14 protein-coding genes and 1 tRNA gene are annotated in these 14797 nt (G+C 57.7%); 10 read left to right on the forward strand and 5 right to left on the reverse strand.

Annotation, left to right across the window (positions count from 1 at the left end):
- A partial coding sequence (locus tag HMPREF3158_RS13415; protein WP_141741035.1) for an IS30 family transposase occupies positions 1-758 on the forward strand: 758 nt, incomplete at its 5' end.
- A 35-nt stretch (positions 759-793) separates the two neighbouring features.
- On the opposite strand, the gene HMPREF3158_RS09065 is transcribed toward HMPREF3158_RS13415, so the two are convergent.
- Positions 794-2527: a threonine/serine exporter ThrE gene (locus HMPREF3158_RS09065; protein WP_083291073.1), complete on the reverse strand. Its 1734-nt coding sequence runs from the start codon at positions 2525-2527 to the stop codon at positions 794-796.
- A gap of 137 nt (positions 2528-2664) precedes the next feature.
- On the opposite strand from HMPREF3158_RS09065, the gene HMPREF3158_RS09070 reads away from it, so the two are divergent.
- From HMPREF3158_RS09070 to HMPREF3158_RS09090, 5 genes are all read left to right on the forward strand, one after another.
- A tRNA-Thr gene (locus HMPREF3158_RS09070) sits at positions 2665-2737 on the forward strand.
- A 170-nt stretch (positions 2738-2907) separates the two neighbouring features.
- Positions 2908-3807, forward strand: coding sequence for an ABC transporter ATP-binding protein (locus HMPREF3158_RS09075; RefSeq protein WP_070498244.1), 900 nt, complete (start codon positions 2908-2910; stop codon positions 3805-3807).
- 2 nt (positions 3808-3809) lie between these two features.
- On the forward strand, positions 3810-4532 hold the full coding sequence (locus tag HMPREF3158_RS09080; RefSeq protein WP_061924599.1) for an ABC transporter permease: 723 nt from the start codon (positions 3810-3812) through the stop codon (positions 4530-4532).
- 16 nt (positions 4533-4548) lie between these two features.
- A complete protein-coding gene (locus tag HMPREF3158_RS09085) occupies positions 4549-5625 on the forward strand; it encodes a sensor histidine kinase (RefSeq protein WP_082785835.1) in 1077 nt (358 codons plus the stop codon).
- Positions 5625-6236: a response regulator transcription factor gene (locus tag HMPREF3158_RS09090; RefSeq protein WP_061924591.1), complete on the forward strand. Its 612-nt coding sequence runs from the start codon at positions 5625-5627 to the stop codon at positions 6234-6236. Before HMPREF3158_RS09085 ends, HMPREF3158_RS09090 begins: the two co-directional genes overlap by 1 nt.
- Before the next feature lie 6 nt (positions 6237-6242).
- Here HMPREF3158_RS09090 and HMPREF3158_RS09095 read toward each other — a convergent pair whose 3' ends face one another.
- Positions 6243-6800 carry a TetR/AcrR family transcriptional regulator gene (locus HMPREF3158_RS09095; protein WP_070498247.1) on the reverse strand — a complete coding sequence of 186 codons (558 nt, stop codon included), beginning with the start codon at positions 6798-6800 and terminating at the stop codon, positions 6243-6245.
- Positions 6784-8283: an MFS transporter gene (locus tag HMPREF3158_RS09100; RefSeq protein WP_070498249.1), complete on the reverse strand. Its 1500-nt coding sequence runs from the start codon at positions 8281-8283 to the stop codon at positions 6784-6786. The genes HMPREF3158_RS09095 and HMPREF3158_RS09100 overlap by 17 nt, the downstream gene beginning before the upstream one ends.
- Positions 8284-8457: 174 nt before the next feature.
- Between HMPREF3158_RS09100 and HMPREF3158_RS09105 the strand changes: the two genes are divergently transcribed.
- Positions 8458-10194: a pyruvate dehydrogenase gene (locus HMPREF3158_RS09105; protein ID WP_070498252.1), complete on the forward strand. Its 1737-nt coding sequence runs from the start codon at positions 8458-8460 to the stop codon at positions 10192-10194.
- A gap of 11 nt (positions 10195-10205) precedes the next feature.
- Here HMPREF3158_RS09105 and HMPREF3158_RS09110 read toward each other — a convergent pair whose 3' ends face one another.
- Complete coding sequence (locus HMPREF3158_RS09110; RefSeq protein ID WP_061924582.1) at positions 10206-10562, reverse strand: hypothetical protein; 357 nt, start codon at positions 10560-10562, stop codon at positions 10206-10208.
- Between the two features lie 210 nt (positions 10563-10772).
- Here HMPREF3158_RS09110 and HMPREF3158_RS09115 point away from each other — a divergent pair, with 210 nt between their 5' ends.
- Both HMPREF3158_RS09115 and HMPREF3158_RS09120 read left to right on the forward strand, forming a co-directional pair.
- Entirely contained in the window at positions 10773-11477 is a 705-nt protein-coding gene (locus tag HMPREF3158_RS09115) for a response regulator transcription factor (protein ID WP_061924579.1), read from the forward strand.
- 34 nt (positions 11478-11511) lie between these two features.
- A complete protein-coding gene (locus HMPREF3158_RS09120) occupies positions 11512-12972 on the forward strand; it encodes a sensor histidine kinase (RefSeq protein WP_083291074.1) in 1461 nt (486 codons plus the stop codon).
- Positions 12973-13015: 43 nt separating this feature from the next.
- Here the strand turns inward: HMPREF3158_RS09120 and HMPREF3158_RS09125 are convergent, their stop codons facing one another.
- Positions 13016-13438 carry an HIT family protein gene (locus tag HMPREF3158_RS09125; protein WP_061924576.1) on the reverse strand — a complete coding sequence of 141 codons (423 nt, stop codon included), beginning with the start codon at positions 13436-13438 and terminating at the stop codon, positions 13016-13018.
- A 34-nt stretch (positions 13439-13472) separates the two neighbouring features.
- Between HMPREF3158_RS09125 and purD the strand changes: the two genes are divergently transcribed.
- On the forward strand, positions 13473-14771 hold the full coding sequence (purD, locus tag HMPREF3158_RS09130) for a phosphoribosylamine--glycine ligase (RefSeq protein WP_070498269.1): 1299 nt from the start codon (positions 13473-13475) through the stop codon (positions 14769-14771).
- The last annotated feature ends 26 nt before the right edge of the window (positions 14772-14797 follow it).

Consider the following 14797-nt stretch of genomic DNA (forward strand, 5'->3'; position numbering starts at 1 on the left):
CCCCCGATGTGTCCACTTTCCGGGGGTCAGGCCCAGGCTTTGTGTACACCGCGTTCGTGACCGATGTATTCTCCCGGAGGATCGTCGGATGGGCGCTGTCGGATTCGATGCGCACCGAAGCCTTGCCGCTGCAAGCGCTCAACCAGGCGATCGTGTGCGCCAAAGAAACAACGGGCTTGATTCACCATTCAGACCACGGCTCACAATATGTGAGCATCGTCTACAACGAGCGCCTGGCTGAGCACGGTATCGCAGCGTCGACTGGGACGGTGGGTGACTCCTATGACAAGGACCGCGCAGTTCCAGGGCATTGGGAAGGCGATCTCATCATCGGACAAGGAGGAACCACTGCACTTGTAACCTGTGTAGAACGCAGTACTCGCTACACCATGATCCGCAAACTAGATGTTCATGATTCCGCCACGACTGTCGATAAGTTGATCGAGATGTTTACCGGCAAAATACGCAACATCACTAAAACTCTGGCCTGGGACCAAGGCGTAGAACTAGCCCAAGTAGACAAGCTGAGCATCGCACGTGGACTAGCAGTCTACTTCTGTGATCCACACTCGCCGTGGCAACGTCCTACCAACGAAAACACCAACGGGCTAGTCAGAGACTTCCTGCCCGAAGGAAGCGACTTTAGTGCCCTGACCGACAAGGATGTCCAACACATTCAAGACCTTCTCAACGGGCGCCCCAGAAAAGTCCTCAACTGGTATAAACCAGAAGAGAAGATACAAGAACTATTCAAGTGATGCATCCACCACTTGAAACCGCCGAACTTTTTTGCTCACGATTTGGCATCTGGGGCGGTTTCGGCCGCATCTTCGGCGCCGTCTGCAGCGGGTTGTGCGCTCCCACCGTCTTGCGGTTGGTCCTCCCACTGCGTGGTAACCGGCCACATCTCGGTGATGGACTCCCATTCTTCCTTCCAGTCCTCGCCGATGGCTTGGTCTTGGAGCATGCGTACCTGCTGGGCAGGCATCGGCGGCTTGGGCCCCAGCTTCGGAGGCAGGACGGGGCGGTTGACCTTGGGGGCGAAGGGGGAAAGCGGCACGCGCGGAATGCGTGGCTTGCGGGCAGCTAGGCGGCTGGCCTGGTGGAACGAGAAGTGGCCCACGCGCTTGATGGTGGCATAAGGGCGGAAGTACTGCGGGCGACGCAGGCGGCGGGCCACGCGTTCGCCCAGCACAACTCCGGCAGCCAGCGCACCGGCGATGGCTAGTGCTCGTGACAGGTTGGTAAAGCCGGAGATCATCTGCTCATTCAGCGAGGCGTACATGCCGCGGTAGAGGGTAAGGCCAGGCAGCATCGGCGTATAGCCCACGATCATTGTGATGAGCGGCGGCATCATGTAGCGGCGCGAGAGCAGGCCGCCGGCCAGGCCCACCGCCGTGGCGGAGATGCCGCAGGCTACGACGTCGCTCACGCCGAAAGGAATGACTACGAAGTAGTAGAAGAGCATACCGGCGCCGGCGGTAAGTCCAGAGACGGTAACCTCAATCCAGGAAGCGCCGCAGGCCAGGGCGAAGGCGCCTGAACCGATGCTGCCGCAGAGGATGAGCAGCGGGACCTGGTGATAGACCGGCGGCGCGAGCGTAGCCAGGGGCGGCAGGGTAAAGCCCATCCAGTCAGAGAACTGAATGCCCACGCCGACGCCGGCGATGATGGCGCCGGTGGCCAGCATGGCTTCGAAGAAGCGAGCGGCCGATGTTACCGGTGCGCGGGTGATGCCGTCGACCAAACATTGCACCAGGGTAAGGCCGGCGACGAGCACAATGATGCCTGAACCAATGATCTGGGAAGGCGAGAAGGTAATGCCGATTCCGGCGGCCATGTTGTAGAGGATCGCCGCCGGTACGACGGCGAGGAATCCGCCCATGATGTTTTGGTAGAAGGGTGGCACGCGGAACTTTGCCGCCCAGGCGTTGACGCCCATAACCAGCAAAGAGACGAAAAACGCCATGACGCCCACCAAGGCGTCGCCGCCGAGCATCACGGAGAGAATGCCGCCCATAACGCCCCAGCCCAAAAGGACGGTGGAGGTGCGATAAGGCGGCTTCATGTTGTTGATCTCGTCCAAGACGCGCTCGGCCATGGCCGGTGGTGTGGCGCCGGAGCGGATCGAGTAGATCAGGCGGTCTACCGCGGAAAGCTTGGAAAAGTCCACCGAAATTGAAGGGGCCACGCGGAAGACGTGTAGGTTACGGCGGTTAGAGCCCGCGCCCATCGCGGTGTGAATGGTGATGGTATTCATCATGATGTCCACATGGCAGTAGTGGAGACCATAGGAAGAAGCCACCAGGTGAATCTGTGCCTTGGCATCGGAGTTGGCAGTGCCGGCGCTGATGAGGACTTCGCCCACGCGCGCAGCGATTTCCATGACACCGGTGACCTGCGCGGCGTCGGTCAGATCGACTGGCGCCAGCGGCGATGGTGGTGGCGCGGCCTTTGCCGCATCGATGGTGGCAACGTAGCCGGAAGAAGCACTAAAACGCTCCCTCAGTGCGGAAATAAATGACACGCAACAAACCCTTAAAAACCGATTGAGACTCTTGCTTGCACTCTATCCGCTGGGGTTGCGCGACGCACGGGCCACCCCAGTGTTTTCGTCCGCTCGCCTGCTCGGGTACGATTCTTCGCAGCGGCTCAATCCGCGGTGCTGGAGTGGCGCAATTGGTAGCGCAACGCACTTGTAATGCGTAGGTTGCGAGTTCAAGTCTCGTCTCCAGCTCAATGGCCCTGGTGAAATTTATTTCTACCGGGGCTAATTTCGTTGGAAAGCAACGCCGAGCTTCTGACTTGGCAGTCGCCGACTGAGATTAATACCTCATGACAATTGTCATCGCCGACTAATGACAATTGCTATACGTACTCTTCGCGGTGTCGCATGAGACTTGGACCATGGCAAACACGGAGTCCACGTTAAGAGTTGAATCACTAACAAAGTCATTTGGTGAGGTTTGTGCAGTAAAGGACCTCAATTTCTCGATTGAGCGCGGTGAAGTCGTAGCCCTTTTGGGACCTAATGGTGCGGGTAAGACTTCCACCATCGATCTCATCTTGGGCCTAAGCAAACCAGATTCAGGAAACATTGAAGTATGCGGGACGACGCCGCGCAACGCGGTGGTGCTCGGTCGAGTTTCTGCAATGATGCAGTCGGGAGGCCTGCTTCCTAACTTAAAGGTTCGCGAAACGGTTGAGCTTATGGCCAGTTTCCATCGTGATTCCTTAAGCGCAGAGGAAGCATTAGAACGCGCTGGTGCTGGCGAGTTTGCAGAACGGTACGTGGGTAAATGCTCAGGAGGCCAGCAACAAAAGCTACGTTTTGCAATGGCTTTGGTCAGCAAGCCTGACCTCATCGTCTTAGACGAACCTACAGCTGGCGTGGATGTAGAAGCTCGACGCGATTTTTGGGCGAATATACGTGAAGATGCTCGCGAGGGACGAACCGTTATCTTCGCTACCCATTATTTGGAAGAAGCCGACGATTTTGCAGATCGAATCGTGATGATGAATCACGGTGTCCTTGTAGCGGACGGCAGCCCACAGGAGCTACGAGCGCAAGTTTCAGGAAAAACAATTCATGCCAAACTTCAAGCTTCGCAGTCAGAAGTGGAACAAGCATTAAGAGATTTTCCTCAGATATCGCTCGATATGCGCAGGGAAGAATTCGTTTTGGTAGCCGAGGATACTGACAAAATCGCACGCTTGCTTTTAACTCGAGGTCTTGCGAGAGACATCAGCATTACTGCGCGCAGCCTTGATGACGCCTTTATCGACCTAGCTCATCAGGAAAGGTAGATATGTATTTATACAAATTGGAAATGAAGCGCATTTTGCGCAATGTCCGTGGTCTAGTTTTCGTCGTGGTTATCCCCATTGCCTTTCTGTTCATATTTGCTACTGCAGACTATGCACAGCAGGAATATGGGAATGGAAACTGGGCAGCAAATATCTTAATAAGTCTTGCCCTTTATGCTGGGTTAATGGCGACTGCTGGAACTGGTGCAGCAGTTGGCATCGAAAGAGCAAGTGGGTGGAGTCGGCAGCTGCGTTTAACTCCTCTTCGCCCAATTAACTATGTAGGAGCTAAAGCCACAGCGGGATTAGCTCTGAGCGGTATAGCCTTGCTCACGGTTTATATCTGTGGACCGCTGGTCCATGCACACATGCCGGCTCTGGCTTGGGCTCAGTCTTTTGTCATCGCATGGTTGGGCTCAATCATTTTTATGTCTTTTGGGTTGTTCATGGGATACCTTTTGCCTGCAGAGACCACAATGCAGGTAGTTGGGCCTTTGTTAGCGTTGCTGTCTTTCCTCGGGGGAGTATTTATGCCACTGACTCCTGGATCGACTTTCGACAAGATTGGAAGTCTTACCCCGCTCTACGGACTTCATAAGTTGGCGCTTTCGCCGATGGACGCGAGCAACTTTTCGTGGGCTGCAGTGGCCAATGTTGTGGTTTGGCTGTTCGTATTCTTGGTCGGGGCAGCCCGGAAGATGCGCTATGATACGGCTCGGGTTTAGCTAAGATGAAAAAGTGATGACTCGGTATATTACCTGGCCAAACAGTATTTGGGCCATTTTCTGGTTGGCCCTTACTGTTCCAATTCTTTTGACGGTTCGAAGCCACCCGTATCCGGTTTCAAGCGCGGTTCTTGTTCTTTGCTGCGTATTTTGTCTCATTGGTTCCTGGGCTATCGCAATCGATGATCTGCGCCTAGGTGTGATGCGGGTCAATCTCCGTGCAGTTTCGTTGTTAGTGGTTGGAACCTTTCTCGCACTGATCGTGCTTAATCTTGTCGGAACCGATGCGATTCAACTTGCATACTTCATTGCCTCGGCTGTTGCATTTGTATTTCCGTGGCAGGTTTCCCTGCCTTTTACTGCAGTCGCCGCGATAGCGATTCCTCAGTCGCTATGGCCGTTCGGCCACTTGTCTTTGATTACAACCGGCATTGCCTGTTTAGCAAGCCGAATGGCGATTATTAGCCAAGCGCAAAGGAAGATACAGGAAGTTCGATCCCAAGAACTCGAAGTAAACGAAGAGCGCAACCGCATGGCTCGCGACATGCACGATATTTTGGGACATTCTCTCACAACGGTGACACTTAAAGCGGAGCTTGCAAAGAAGCTCATTGAGCTCGACCCGAATACGGCGAAGTCACAAATTGCAGAAATTGAGGAAATCTCGAGGTCTGCGCTGGCAGAAGTTCGCACCGCAATAAATGGCTATCGAGAGCTCAGCCTTTCCGGTGAACTAGCTCGGGCATTAAGCCTCCTTCAAAGCGCAGGTATTAAAGCGAAGATGCCGAATTCGGTAGATGAAGTACAGGTTGATTTGAGGGAAGTGTTTGCTTGGGTAGTGCGTGAAGGGACTACGAATGTTGTCCGACATTCCGGTGCAAAGAGATGCTCCATCAGTCTGACCTCCAAATCTGTATTGATTGAAGACGACGGAGTCGGAATAGCAGAGATAAGGGAAGGAAATGGTCTGCGAGGGCTGCGGGAGCGATGCCAAAATAACGGAGTCGAATTGTGCTTGGGTGAAACCACCATGGGAGGTCTGAAGCTTACAGCCCAGGCCGTTCAAACCGGGCCATGGGCTAAGGAGCATTAATGATAAAAGTGATGCTTGCTGATGATCAGGCTATGGTGCGAGGCGCATTAAGCGCCTTGCTTAGCTTGGAAAGTGACATTGAGGTAGTGGCCGACGTTGGCGACGGAAGCGAGGTCATGGAGGTCGCCTCGGTGGCTTGTCCTGATGTTATTTTGATGGATGTAGATATGCCGAATGTGGACGGTCTGACTGCTACGAAACGCCTTAGAGAAGCGCTACCGCAGGTAAAGATATTGATAGTTACAACGTTCGGGCGCCCGGGTTTCTTGCGTCGCGCGGTTTCCGCGGGAGCACATGGCTTCATCGTTAAAGACGCGCCTGCCGCAGAGCTCGCTGATGCGGTGCGCCGAGTTCACTCCGGCTTGCGTGTAGTTGATCCCAAACTTGCTGCAGATTCTTTTCTATTCGGTGAATCGCCTCTCACCGTTCGAGAATCCGAAGTGCTTCAAGCAGCCGCCGATGGTGCGGTCGTCGCGGAAATCGCGAAGCGGGTTAACTTATCGGAGGGCACGGTGCGCAATCACTTGTCGCGTGCGATGGCTAAGACTGGTGCTGACACTCGTGCAGCGGCAGTAAATCTTGCCATTGAGCGGGGCTGGATTATCAGTTGACGTTGCTTAATCTTTAAGCGGTGCGGTTTGTAGCTTTCCTGAATCTAGGAATTCCAAGACGAGTTCCACTGTCTTTTTGCGAGTAGCTGTGGGTATCTTTCGTTCAGTCAAGTGGTCGTGGACCCAGAGGCCATTGCCAAGGATGGTGGCGATGAGCGCGGTTTGGTCATCAGCTGCCGGATCGGGCAGCCAGCGCTTATCGACGTCGCGCCATTGTTCCATGAAGTCCGGGTGTTGCTGGGAGTGGATGCTCATCAGCAATTCGATCAGAGGGTCGTTCTTGCCTAGGGATTGCACGAGTGCGCGCAGGCGCTCCTTTTTGTCTAGCTCCGCGGCCTGCTTGCCGCCGGCTAGCTCTTCGAGTTCCGCTTCCCAGCGCGCGGCGCAGAAGCGGTGGCACTCGATGAGCAGTTCGTGGCGGGGAGGAAAGTGATAGATGAGCCCGGACTTTGACATTCCCGTGGCGGTGGCCAGGGCGTCGTAAGTCACGGCATGCACGCCCTCGTTTTCGATGATGGTGAGGGCGGCTTTTAGCACTTCGGTCTTTTTACTGATGCGCGGCATCGTAGCCTCCCGACTTCGGGTTGTTTTTAAACAAATAGCCGGTCACTGCGGCGAAGAGCAGCATCATCGCGAGCAAGCCGCCGAGGGTCGTGAGGTAAGCGTTGTCGTAGGCGGCTGCGGCGAGGTCGTGGGTCGCGGCGTCGTAAAGCGCCTGCATGCCCTCGATATCCGCGGGCAGATTGCGGGAGTAAAGCAAAGGCACAATGGAGCCGGTGATAGCGATGGATAGCAGCGTGCCGAGCTCGTAGGAGACCTCCTCGACGCCTGCGGCCATGCCGGAACGATGGGGTGGTGCCGCGCCGATGATGGCGGTTGAGGCCACGGACATCGTGAGCCCCGCGCCGATGCCCATGCAGAGCAGGCCCGCAACGAAGCACCAAAAGATGCCGTGGTGGCCCGCCCACATCGCGATGGCGATGCCCGCAGCCATGAAAGCAAACCCGCCGGCGATGATGGGCAGAAAGCCCCAGCGGTGAAGGTTGGCGCCGCCTAGGGTGGACATCGGAAGTGCCGCAATCGCCACCGCGGAAATGGTGATTCCCGCATGCAGGGGGCTTAAACCATTGACCATCTGCAGCTTCTGCGTGGTGAGCATCTCCAGCCCGGACATGCCAAACATCGCGCCGCCCGCAGCAATGACGCCGCCTGTGAAGACGGGGGAGCGGAAGACATCGAAGGTGAGCATCGGCTCAGAAAGCTGCTTTTGGCGGCGAGCAAACGCGAAGCTGCCGATGCCGCAGGCCACCAGCGCGCCGCCGGCCAGCCCATAATGGGAACCCGCCACCGACTTAATGGCCAGCACTAGGGAAGAAAGCGTAATAAGCGCAAAGAGTGAGGACGCGAAATCCCAGTGCTTGTCTGGGTTCGGTTGGTTGGGCGGTGCCAAAAGGAAAGTCAGTAAGAGCGCGACGAGCACGATGGGCACGTTGATTAAAAAGACCGAGCCCCACCAGAAGTGCTCGAGGAGGAATCCGCCGACGGTAGGGCCGGCCGCAGCGCCCACGACCGCAACGGAGGCCCAGATGCCGATCGCGGTGTTGCGTTCGATTTCATCATCGAAGGTCAGGCGAATCAGTGCCAAAGTAGCGGGCATCATCACGGCAGCGCCAAGGCCCAAGAATGCGCGCGCAGCCACCAAGAACCACGCGCCGGGGGCGAGCGCGGCGGCGAGGGATGCGCTGCCGAAAAGCACAAGGCCGATGACGAACATGCGGCGATGTCCAATGCGATCTCCCAGGGTGCCCGTGCCCAGCAATAAGCCGGCCAGCACCAGCGCATAGGCGTTAATGATCCATAGCTGTTGGGTAGAGGTGGTGTGGAGCTGATCCGTCAGTGCCGGGAGGGCGGTGTAAAGGATTGAGTTATCGAGGCCGACCATGAGTAGGCCGAGTGAGACCACGGTAAAGAAAGTCCAGCGCTGTACGGCGGTGGACTCGGTGGTGGTGGCGGTGCTATTGGAATGGACTGAATCGGTGGCGGACATCGTATGAAAATGTACCGAACGTTCATTACAGTTTCAAACGCTCGAATGTGGCCTGTGTTTTGTATCACCAGGCAGGGGGCTTGGTGAGTCTTGAGTAAAAAGCTGGCACAAAGGGGAATTAATAAGGACACTGGATGGAGAAAACTTTTTACTATTCCTGAAAGAAGTAGTGATATGTCGAAGAATTACGCAGAACAGCTCGTAGAAACTCTCGAGGCGCAAGGCGTCGAGCGCATTTATGGTCTGGTTGGTGACTCCCTGAACCCAATCGTGGATGCGGTGCGCCGTTCCTCCATCGATTGGGTGCACGTCCGCAATGAGGAAGCTGCCGCGTTCGCAGCTGAGGCAGATTCCCTGACCACAGGCAAGCTCGCCGTGTGCGCGGCATCCTGCGGCCCGGGCAACACCCACTTGGTGCAGGGGCTTTACGACGCCCACCGCAACGGCGCCAAGGTTCTGGCCATCGCATCCCACATTCCATCTCGCCAGATTGGCTCCAAGTTCTTCCAGGAGACCCACCCGGAGATGCTCTTCAACGAGTGCTCCGCTTACTGCGAGATGGTCAACTCCGCTGACCAGGGCGGTGTCATTTTGCACCACGCTATCCAGTCCACCATGGCTGGCAAGGGCGTTTCCGTGCTCGTTATCCCGGGCGACGTTTCCACCCAGGAGGCAGAAGATGATACCTTCACCACCTCCACCATCTCCGCTGGCCGTCCAGTTGTCTTCCCGGATCCGGCTGAAGCAGCCGCGCTGACCCAGGCCATTAATGAGGCCAAGACCGTCGCGCTCTTCGTCGGTGCTGGTGTCAAGGATGCCCGCGAGCAGGTGCTGGCGCTGGCGGAAAAGATTAAGGCGCCAATCGGCCACGCGCTGGGCGGCAAGATGTACATCCAGTACGACAACCCATTCGACGTCGGCATGTCCGGCCTTCTGGGCTACGGCGCGGCACACGACGCCACCCACGAGGCCGACCTGCTTATCCTTCTGGGCACCGACTTCCCGTACAACGACTTCTTGCCCAAGGGCAACGTCGCACAGGTCGACATTGACGGCTCCCACATCGGCCGCCGCACCAAGATTAAGTACCCGGTTACCGGTGACGTGGCTGCCACCATCGAGAACATCCTTCCGCACATTGATGAGAAGAAGGATCGCCGCTTCCTCGACAAGATGCTCAAGGAGCACTACAACAAGCTCAACCACGTGGTGGAGGCATACACTAAGAAGGCTGAGAAGATGAAGCCTATCCACCCAGAGTTCGTGGCCAACATCATCGATGAAGAAGCAGCTGACAACGCCGTCTTCACCGTCGACACCGGCATGTGCAACGTCTGGGGCGCTCGCTACATCACCCCGAATGGCAAGCGTGAGCAGATCGGTTCCTTCCGCCACGGCACCATGGCTAACGCACTGCCGATGGCCATCGGCGCACAGGCCGCTAACGAAGGTCGCCAGGTCATCTCCTTCTCCGGTGATGGTGGACTGTCCATGCTGATGGGTGAGCTGCTGACCGTGAAGCTGCACAACCTGCCGGTGAAGACCTTCGTCTTCAACAACTCCTCGCTGGGCATGGTCAAGCTGGAGATGCTGGTCCAGGGTCTGCCAGAGCACGAGACCGACCATGAGCACGTGGATTATGCCGCGATCGCAGAGGCTGCCGGCATCAAGCACATCCACATCGAGGACCCGAAGAAGGCCCGCAAGCAGATTCGCGAGGCCATGGATTTCGATGGCCCGGTTCTGGTTGACATGATCACCGACCCGAACGCTCTTTCCATCCCGCCGACACTGACCTTCGAGCAGCTGCTGGGCTTCTCCAAGGCCGCCACCCGCACCGTCTTTGGCGGCGGCGTTGGTCAGATGCTGCAGCTCGCGCAGTCCAACCTGCGCAACATTCCGCGCCCGTAGGCGGCTAGCCGCTAGTCCGCTACGTACTCCATCGTTTCGAACCGTGCAGTTTCGGGTGTAGCCGTCAAGAACATTTCGGCAAGGCCTGAAGACTGCACCATGGTGTGGAAAGAAAGCGCGTCTTCCTTTTCACTGAGATCAGGAAATGCGCCCCACAGTCTGACCGTCCGCCCGTCATGGAGCTGTCGGTTCCACAAATCCAAGTGGTACCACGTGCTCTCTCCAGAAGGGTCTATGCTCCTGCGGGATTGAATTCCGACTCCGGTGAGAACGGTTCCTTCGGGCAGCATGTCGCTTTCAAAGACCTCGTTGGTGAGTTGGTCGATGAATCGGAACTGTTCTTCGGACAACGTGAGTTTCTTGCGCACTTGGAATCCTTCTTCAGATTGGTTGCCGTGATTGCCATCGGTGAAGTCGACTTGGTGTTCACCTTACGTATTCCGGCCTGGTTGTTGGCGCCGTTGGCTAGGATGGGAGTTCACAGGTGATGTCCAGACTCCCTTCAGTGCCCTTGGAAGGCTGGGTGTCATTATTGCGAAATAGCAACAAGCACTCGCTGAAGGAAGTAACAAGAGCTAATGGACGACAATAAAGAAGTAAAAGTCCTCGTCGTTGATGATGAGCCCAACATCGTGGAGTTACTCACCGTTTCCCTGAAGTTCCAGGGTTTCGAAGTATTCAGCGCAAACTCCGGCACTGAGGCGCTGCGGGTGGCCCGCGAGGTTAATCCTGATGCCTACATCATGGACGTCATGATGCCGGGCATGGACGGCTTCGAGCTGCTTGGCAAGCTGCGTCAGGAAGGCCTCGACGGCCCGGTGCTTTACTTGACCGCAAAGGACAGCGTCGATCAGCGCATCCATGGCCTGACCATCGGTGCCGATGATTACGTGACTAAGCCGTTCAGCCTGGAAGAGGTTATCACCCGCCTGCGCGTTATCCTGCGCCGCGGCGCGAACGTCGATGACGCAAACAGTGACGCCACCATTTCCTATGCTGACCTCACCTTGAATGATGACACCCACGAGGTCACCAAGGGAGGCGAAATCATCGAGCTGTCCCCAACCGAGTTCAACCTTCTGCGCTACCTCATGCAGAACAAGGAAGTGGTGCTGTCCAAGTCCAAGATCTTGGACAACGTCTGGCACTACGACTTCGGCGGCGATGGCAACGTAGTCGAGTCCTATATCTCCTACCTGCGCCGCAAGATCGACACCGGCGATACGCAGCTTATTCATACTGTTCGCGGCGTCGGCTATGTTCTGCGCATGCCGCGTAACTAGTAGTTCGCCACAGTCCTTTTTCGAGTACTAATACATGAGCACTACCCACTCGGCGGCGGAATCTACGCTGCCTGAAACCCCGTCCGTTGCGGTTCCCTCCGGGGAGCGCGCTAAGCGACGCCGCGTGCAGCGCCCCAAAGCGATGCCGCTGCGCACGTGGCTTTTGGTGCTCATGGTCTTGGTCTCTGGCCTCGGCCTGGCGGGTGCCTCTTTGGCGGTGTCCTCGATTATGTCCGACGTCATGTATGGCAACGTCGATGATCAGCTAAAGGATGCCACCAACGGCTGGGCGCGCAATATGAGCAACGACTACTATTTGGGGGACTACTCTAGGCGCCCGCCTACGGAATACGTGGCGCTTAGCTACCTGCCGAATGGCACCGTTTTATACACCGGCCCCAAGACCAGCATGCCGGACGCGAAGAACCTCTACATCGGTGACGAGCCTGCCACCGTCGGTTCCGTTGGAAACGACGAAACCAAGTGGCGCGCCGTGGCCATCAAGGTCGATGGCACCGTGACCGTAGTGGCCAAGGATCTCACCCACGAGCGGCTTATTCTCCGCGGTCTAGCGATCGTGCAAATAATCATCACTGCCGTGGTCATGGGCATTATCGCCGTGGTGGGCATGTGGTTTATCCGCCGCGCGCTGCGCCCGCTGCGCGTCGTTGAAAAGACCGCCTCCGAGATTGCCGCGGGTGACTTGGACAAGCGTGTGCCGGAGTGGCCGAAGCACACCGAGGTTGGTCAGCTCTCGGCTGCACTCAACGTGATGCTGGGTCAGCTGCAGCGCTCAGTTGTCCAAGCTCAAGATAAAGAGGAGCAGATGCGCCGTTTCGTCGGCGATGCTTCCCACGAGCTACGCACCCCGCTGACCAGTTTGCGTGGCTACACCGAGCTTTATCGCTCCGGCGCCACCAAGGATGTGGATCTCGTCTTTTCCAAGATCGATGACGAGTCCAAGCGAATGTCGCTATTGGTGGAGGACCTGCTTTCTCTGACCCGCGCCGAGGGCTCGCGCCTGGACATGCGCACTGTGGATATGCTGGAGCTGGTGCTTTCCGTCGGTTCCTCCGCGCGTGCCGCGTTTGCCGGCCGCCAGATCGACGTGGTTAACGAGACCCACGATATTCCGGTGGTCAAAGGCGACCCTGATCGCCTGCACCAGGTGCTGCTCAACCTCGTCTCCAACGGCATTCGCCACGGTGGCGAGGAAGCCAAGGTCAAACTCACCATCCGCGAAGAGGGCGAGGGCACAGACAAGGCAGTGCTTATCGACGTCGCCGATGACGGCAAGGGCATGCCCCCCGAGGACACCAGCCACATCTTTGAGCGTTTCTATCGCGCGGATTCTTCCCGCACCCGCGATACCGGCGGCTCGGGCTTGGGCCTGGCCATCGTGAAATCTTTGGTGGAGCAGCACGGCGGCAGCATTGCCGTGAGCTCCCAGCTGGGGGAGGGCTCCACCTTTACGGTGCGCCTCCCAGCTTCATAATTAATCGGCCGCTAACGAGGCCTTCTCACGAGGACGCTGCTAGTTAGCGGCGTCCTTCTTCGTCGGTGCCCAAGTGCTGGCGAATACGCGTCGCTGCCTCATCCATGGCGGCAGGATCGGTGGCGTCGGCAGCAAATGCCTTGGCGAAGTCATACTCTTCCATCTTCTCGGTGGGGAAGAGGTGGATGTGGGTATGTGGCACGTCGAAGCCGGCGATGATGTAGCCAGTGCGTGGCGAGTTAAACGCCGTCTTGATAGCGGCGCCGATCTCCAGTGCCACCTCGTTGAGGTGTGCCCAGGTCTGTGGGTCGAGGTCGGTCCACTTATCTATCTCCTCAATCGGAACCACCAGAGTGTGGCCGTAGTTGAGGGGCTCGATGGATAAAAAGGCCACGCAGGTCTCGTCGCGGTAGACAAAGCGTGCAGGCAGTTCACCATTAATAATCTTGGTAAATACAGAAGACATGGTGACTAGGCTACCTCCAGTTAAGATGGACGGCATGCGCATTCTCGTAATTGGCTCGGGCGGCCGCGAACACGCCCTGCTCAAAGGTCTCAAGGCAGATCCACTGACCACTGAACTCCACGTTGCCCCAGGCTCGCCGAACTTCGATTCCCTGGCCACGGTGCATCCTGAGTACTCCAAGGTTGATGACCCAGCACAGATGCTGGAGCTGGCGCAGAAAATTGACGCCGAGCTTGTTGTCGTTGGCCCCGAGGTGCCGCTGGTTGCCGGCGTCGCAGATGAGCTGCGTGCCAACGGCATCGCCGTTTTCGGCCCTTCCAAGGATGCCGCGCAGATCGAGGGGTCTAAGGCCTTTGCCAAGGACGTCATGAATGTTGCTGGCGTTCGCACCGCTCGCGCGGAGCAGCTGATGCCGGGGGCTTCCGAATCCGATATTGAGGCCGCCCTCGACCGTTTCGGCCCGCACTTCGTGGTGAAAGATGACGGCCTTGCCGGCGGCAAGGGCGTCGTTGTCACCGACGACCGCGCTGCCGCGAAGGAGCATGTAAACGAGGTTCACGCGGCAGGAAACCCGGTCCTGCTCGAGTCCTTCCTCGATGGCCCAGAAGTTTCCTTGTTCTGCTTGGTCGACGGCGAGACTGTCGTCCCGCTGCTCCCAGCGCAGGATCACAAGCGCGCCTACGACAATGACGAAGGCCCCAACACCGGCGGCATGGGCGCCTATACGCCGCTGCCGTGGCTGCCAGCCGACGGCGTGCAGCGCATCGTCGACGAAGTCTGCAAGCCAGTTGCCGCCGAAATGGTGCGCCGCGGCACCCCGTACTCCGGCCTGCTTTATGCGGGCCTCGCGTGGGGCAAGGAGGGTATCGCTGTTGTCGAGTTCAACTGCCGCTTCGGCGACCCAGAAACCCAGGCAGTTCTTTCCATGCTCGAGTCCCCGCTGGCTGAGGCGCTTAACGCCACCGCCACCGGCAAGCTTGCTGAGCTGGACGAGCTGAAGTGGAAGGACGGCTACGCCGTTACCGTCGTCCTGGCCGCGGAGGGTTACCCAGCCTCCCCGCGTAAGGGCGACGTCATCACCGGCCCGGGCCTGGATGATCCGAACAAGGTCCTCCACGCCGGCACCTCGCAAGCCGAAGGCTCGCGCGGTGTTGAAGAGGAAGTCGATGTCATCTCCAACGGCGGCCGCGTGCTCAACGTTCTGGGCCAGGGAGCCACGCTCGCCGAGGCCCGTGCCGCCGCCTACGAGGTGCTAGAAGGCCTTAAGTTGGACGGCAGCTTCTACCGCCGCGACATCGGAAAGCGTGCCGAAGACGGCGAGATTTCCATCTAGCTTTTCTCTCGCACCCCCGTATAGCC

Source organism: Corynebacterium sp. HMSC06G04, from assembly GCF_001807365.1.
GTDB lineage: Bacteria > Actinomycetota > Actinomycetes > Mycobacteriales > Mycobacteriaceae > Corynebacterium > Corynebacterium simulans.

What these genes read in the sequence shown, in the direction of transcription:
- HMPREF3158_RS09075 (WP_070498244.1), top strand. Translation starts at nt 2,908, where the DNA reads ATGGCAAACACGGAGTCCACGTTAAGAGTTGAATCACTAACAAAGTCA.
- HMPREF3158_RS09080 (WP_061924599.1), top strand. Translation starts at nt 3,810, where the DNA reads ATGTATTTATACAAATTGGAAATGAAGCGCATTTTGCGCAATGTCCGT.
- HMPREF3158_RS09085 (WP_082785835.1), top strand. Translation starts at nt 4,549, where the DNA reads ATGACTCGGTATATTACCTGGCCAAACAGTATTTGGGCCATTTTCTGG.
- HMPREF3158_RS09090 (WP_061924591.1), top strand. Translation starts at nt 5,625, where the DNA reads ATGATAAAAGTGATGCTTGCTGATGATCAGGCTATGGTGCGAGGCGCA.
- HMPREF3158_RS09095 (WP_070498247.1), bottom strand. Translation starts at nt 6,800, where the DNA reads ATGCCGCGCATCAGTAAAAAGACCGAAGTGCTAAAAGCCGCCCTCACC.
- HMPREF3158_RS09100 (WP_070498249.1), bottom strand. Translation starts at nt 8,283, where the DNA reads ATGTCCGCCACCGATTCAGTCCATTCCAATAGCACCGCCACCACCACC.
- HMPREF3158_RS09105 (WP_070498252.1), top strand. Translation starts at nt 8,458, where the DNA reads ATGTCGAAGAATTACGCAGAACAGCTCGTAGAAACTCTCGAGGCGCAA.
- HMPREF3158_RS09115 (WP_061924579.1), top strand. Translation starts at nt 10,773, where the DNA reads ATGGACGACAATAAAGAAGTAAAAGTCCTCGTCGTTGATGATGAGCCC.
- HMPREF3158_RS09120 (WP_083291074.1), top strand. Translation starts at nt 11,512, where the DNA reads ATGAGCACTACCCACTCGGCGGCGGAATCTACGCTGCCTGAAACCCCG.
- HMPREF3158_RS09125 (WP_061924576.1), bottom strand. Translation starts at nt 13,438, where the DNA reads ATGTCTTCTGTATTTACCAAGATTATTAATGGTGAACTGCCTGCACGC.
- purD (WP_070498269.1), top strand. Translation starts at nt 13,473, where the DNA reads ATGCGCATTCTCGTAATTGGCTCGGGCGGCCGCGAACACGCCCTGCTC.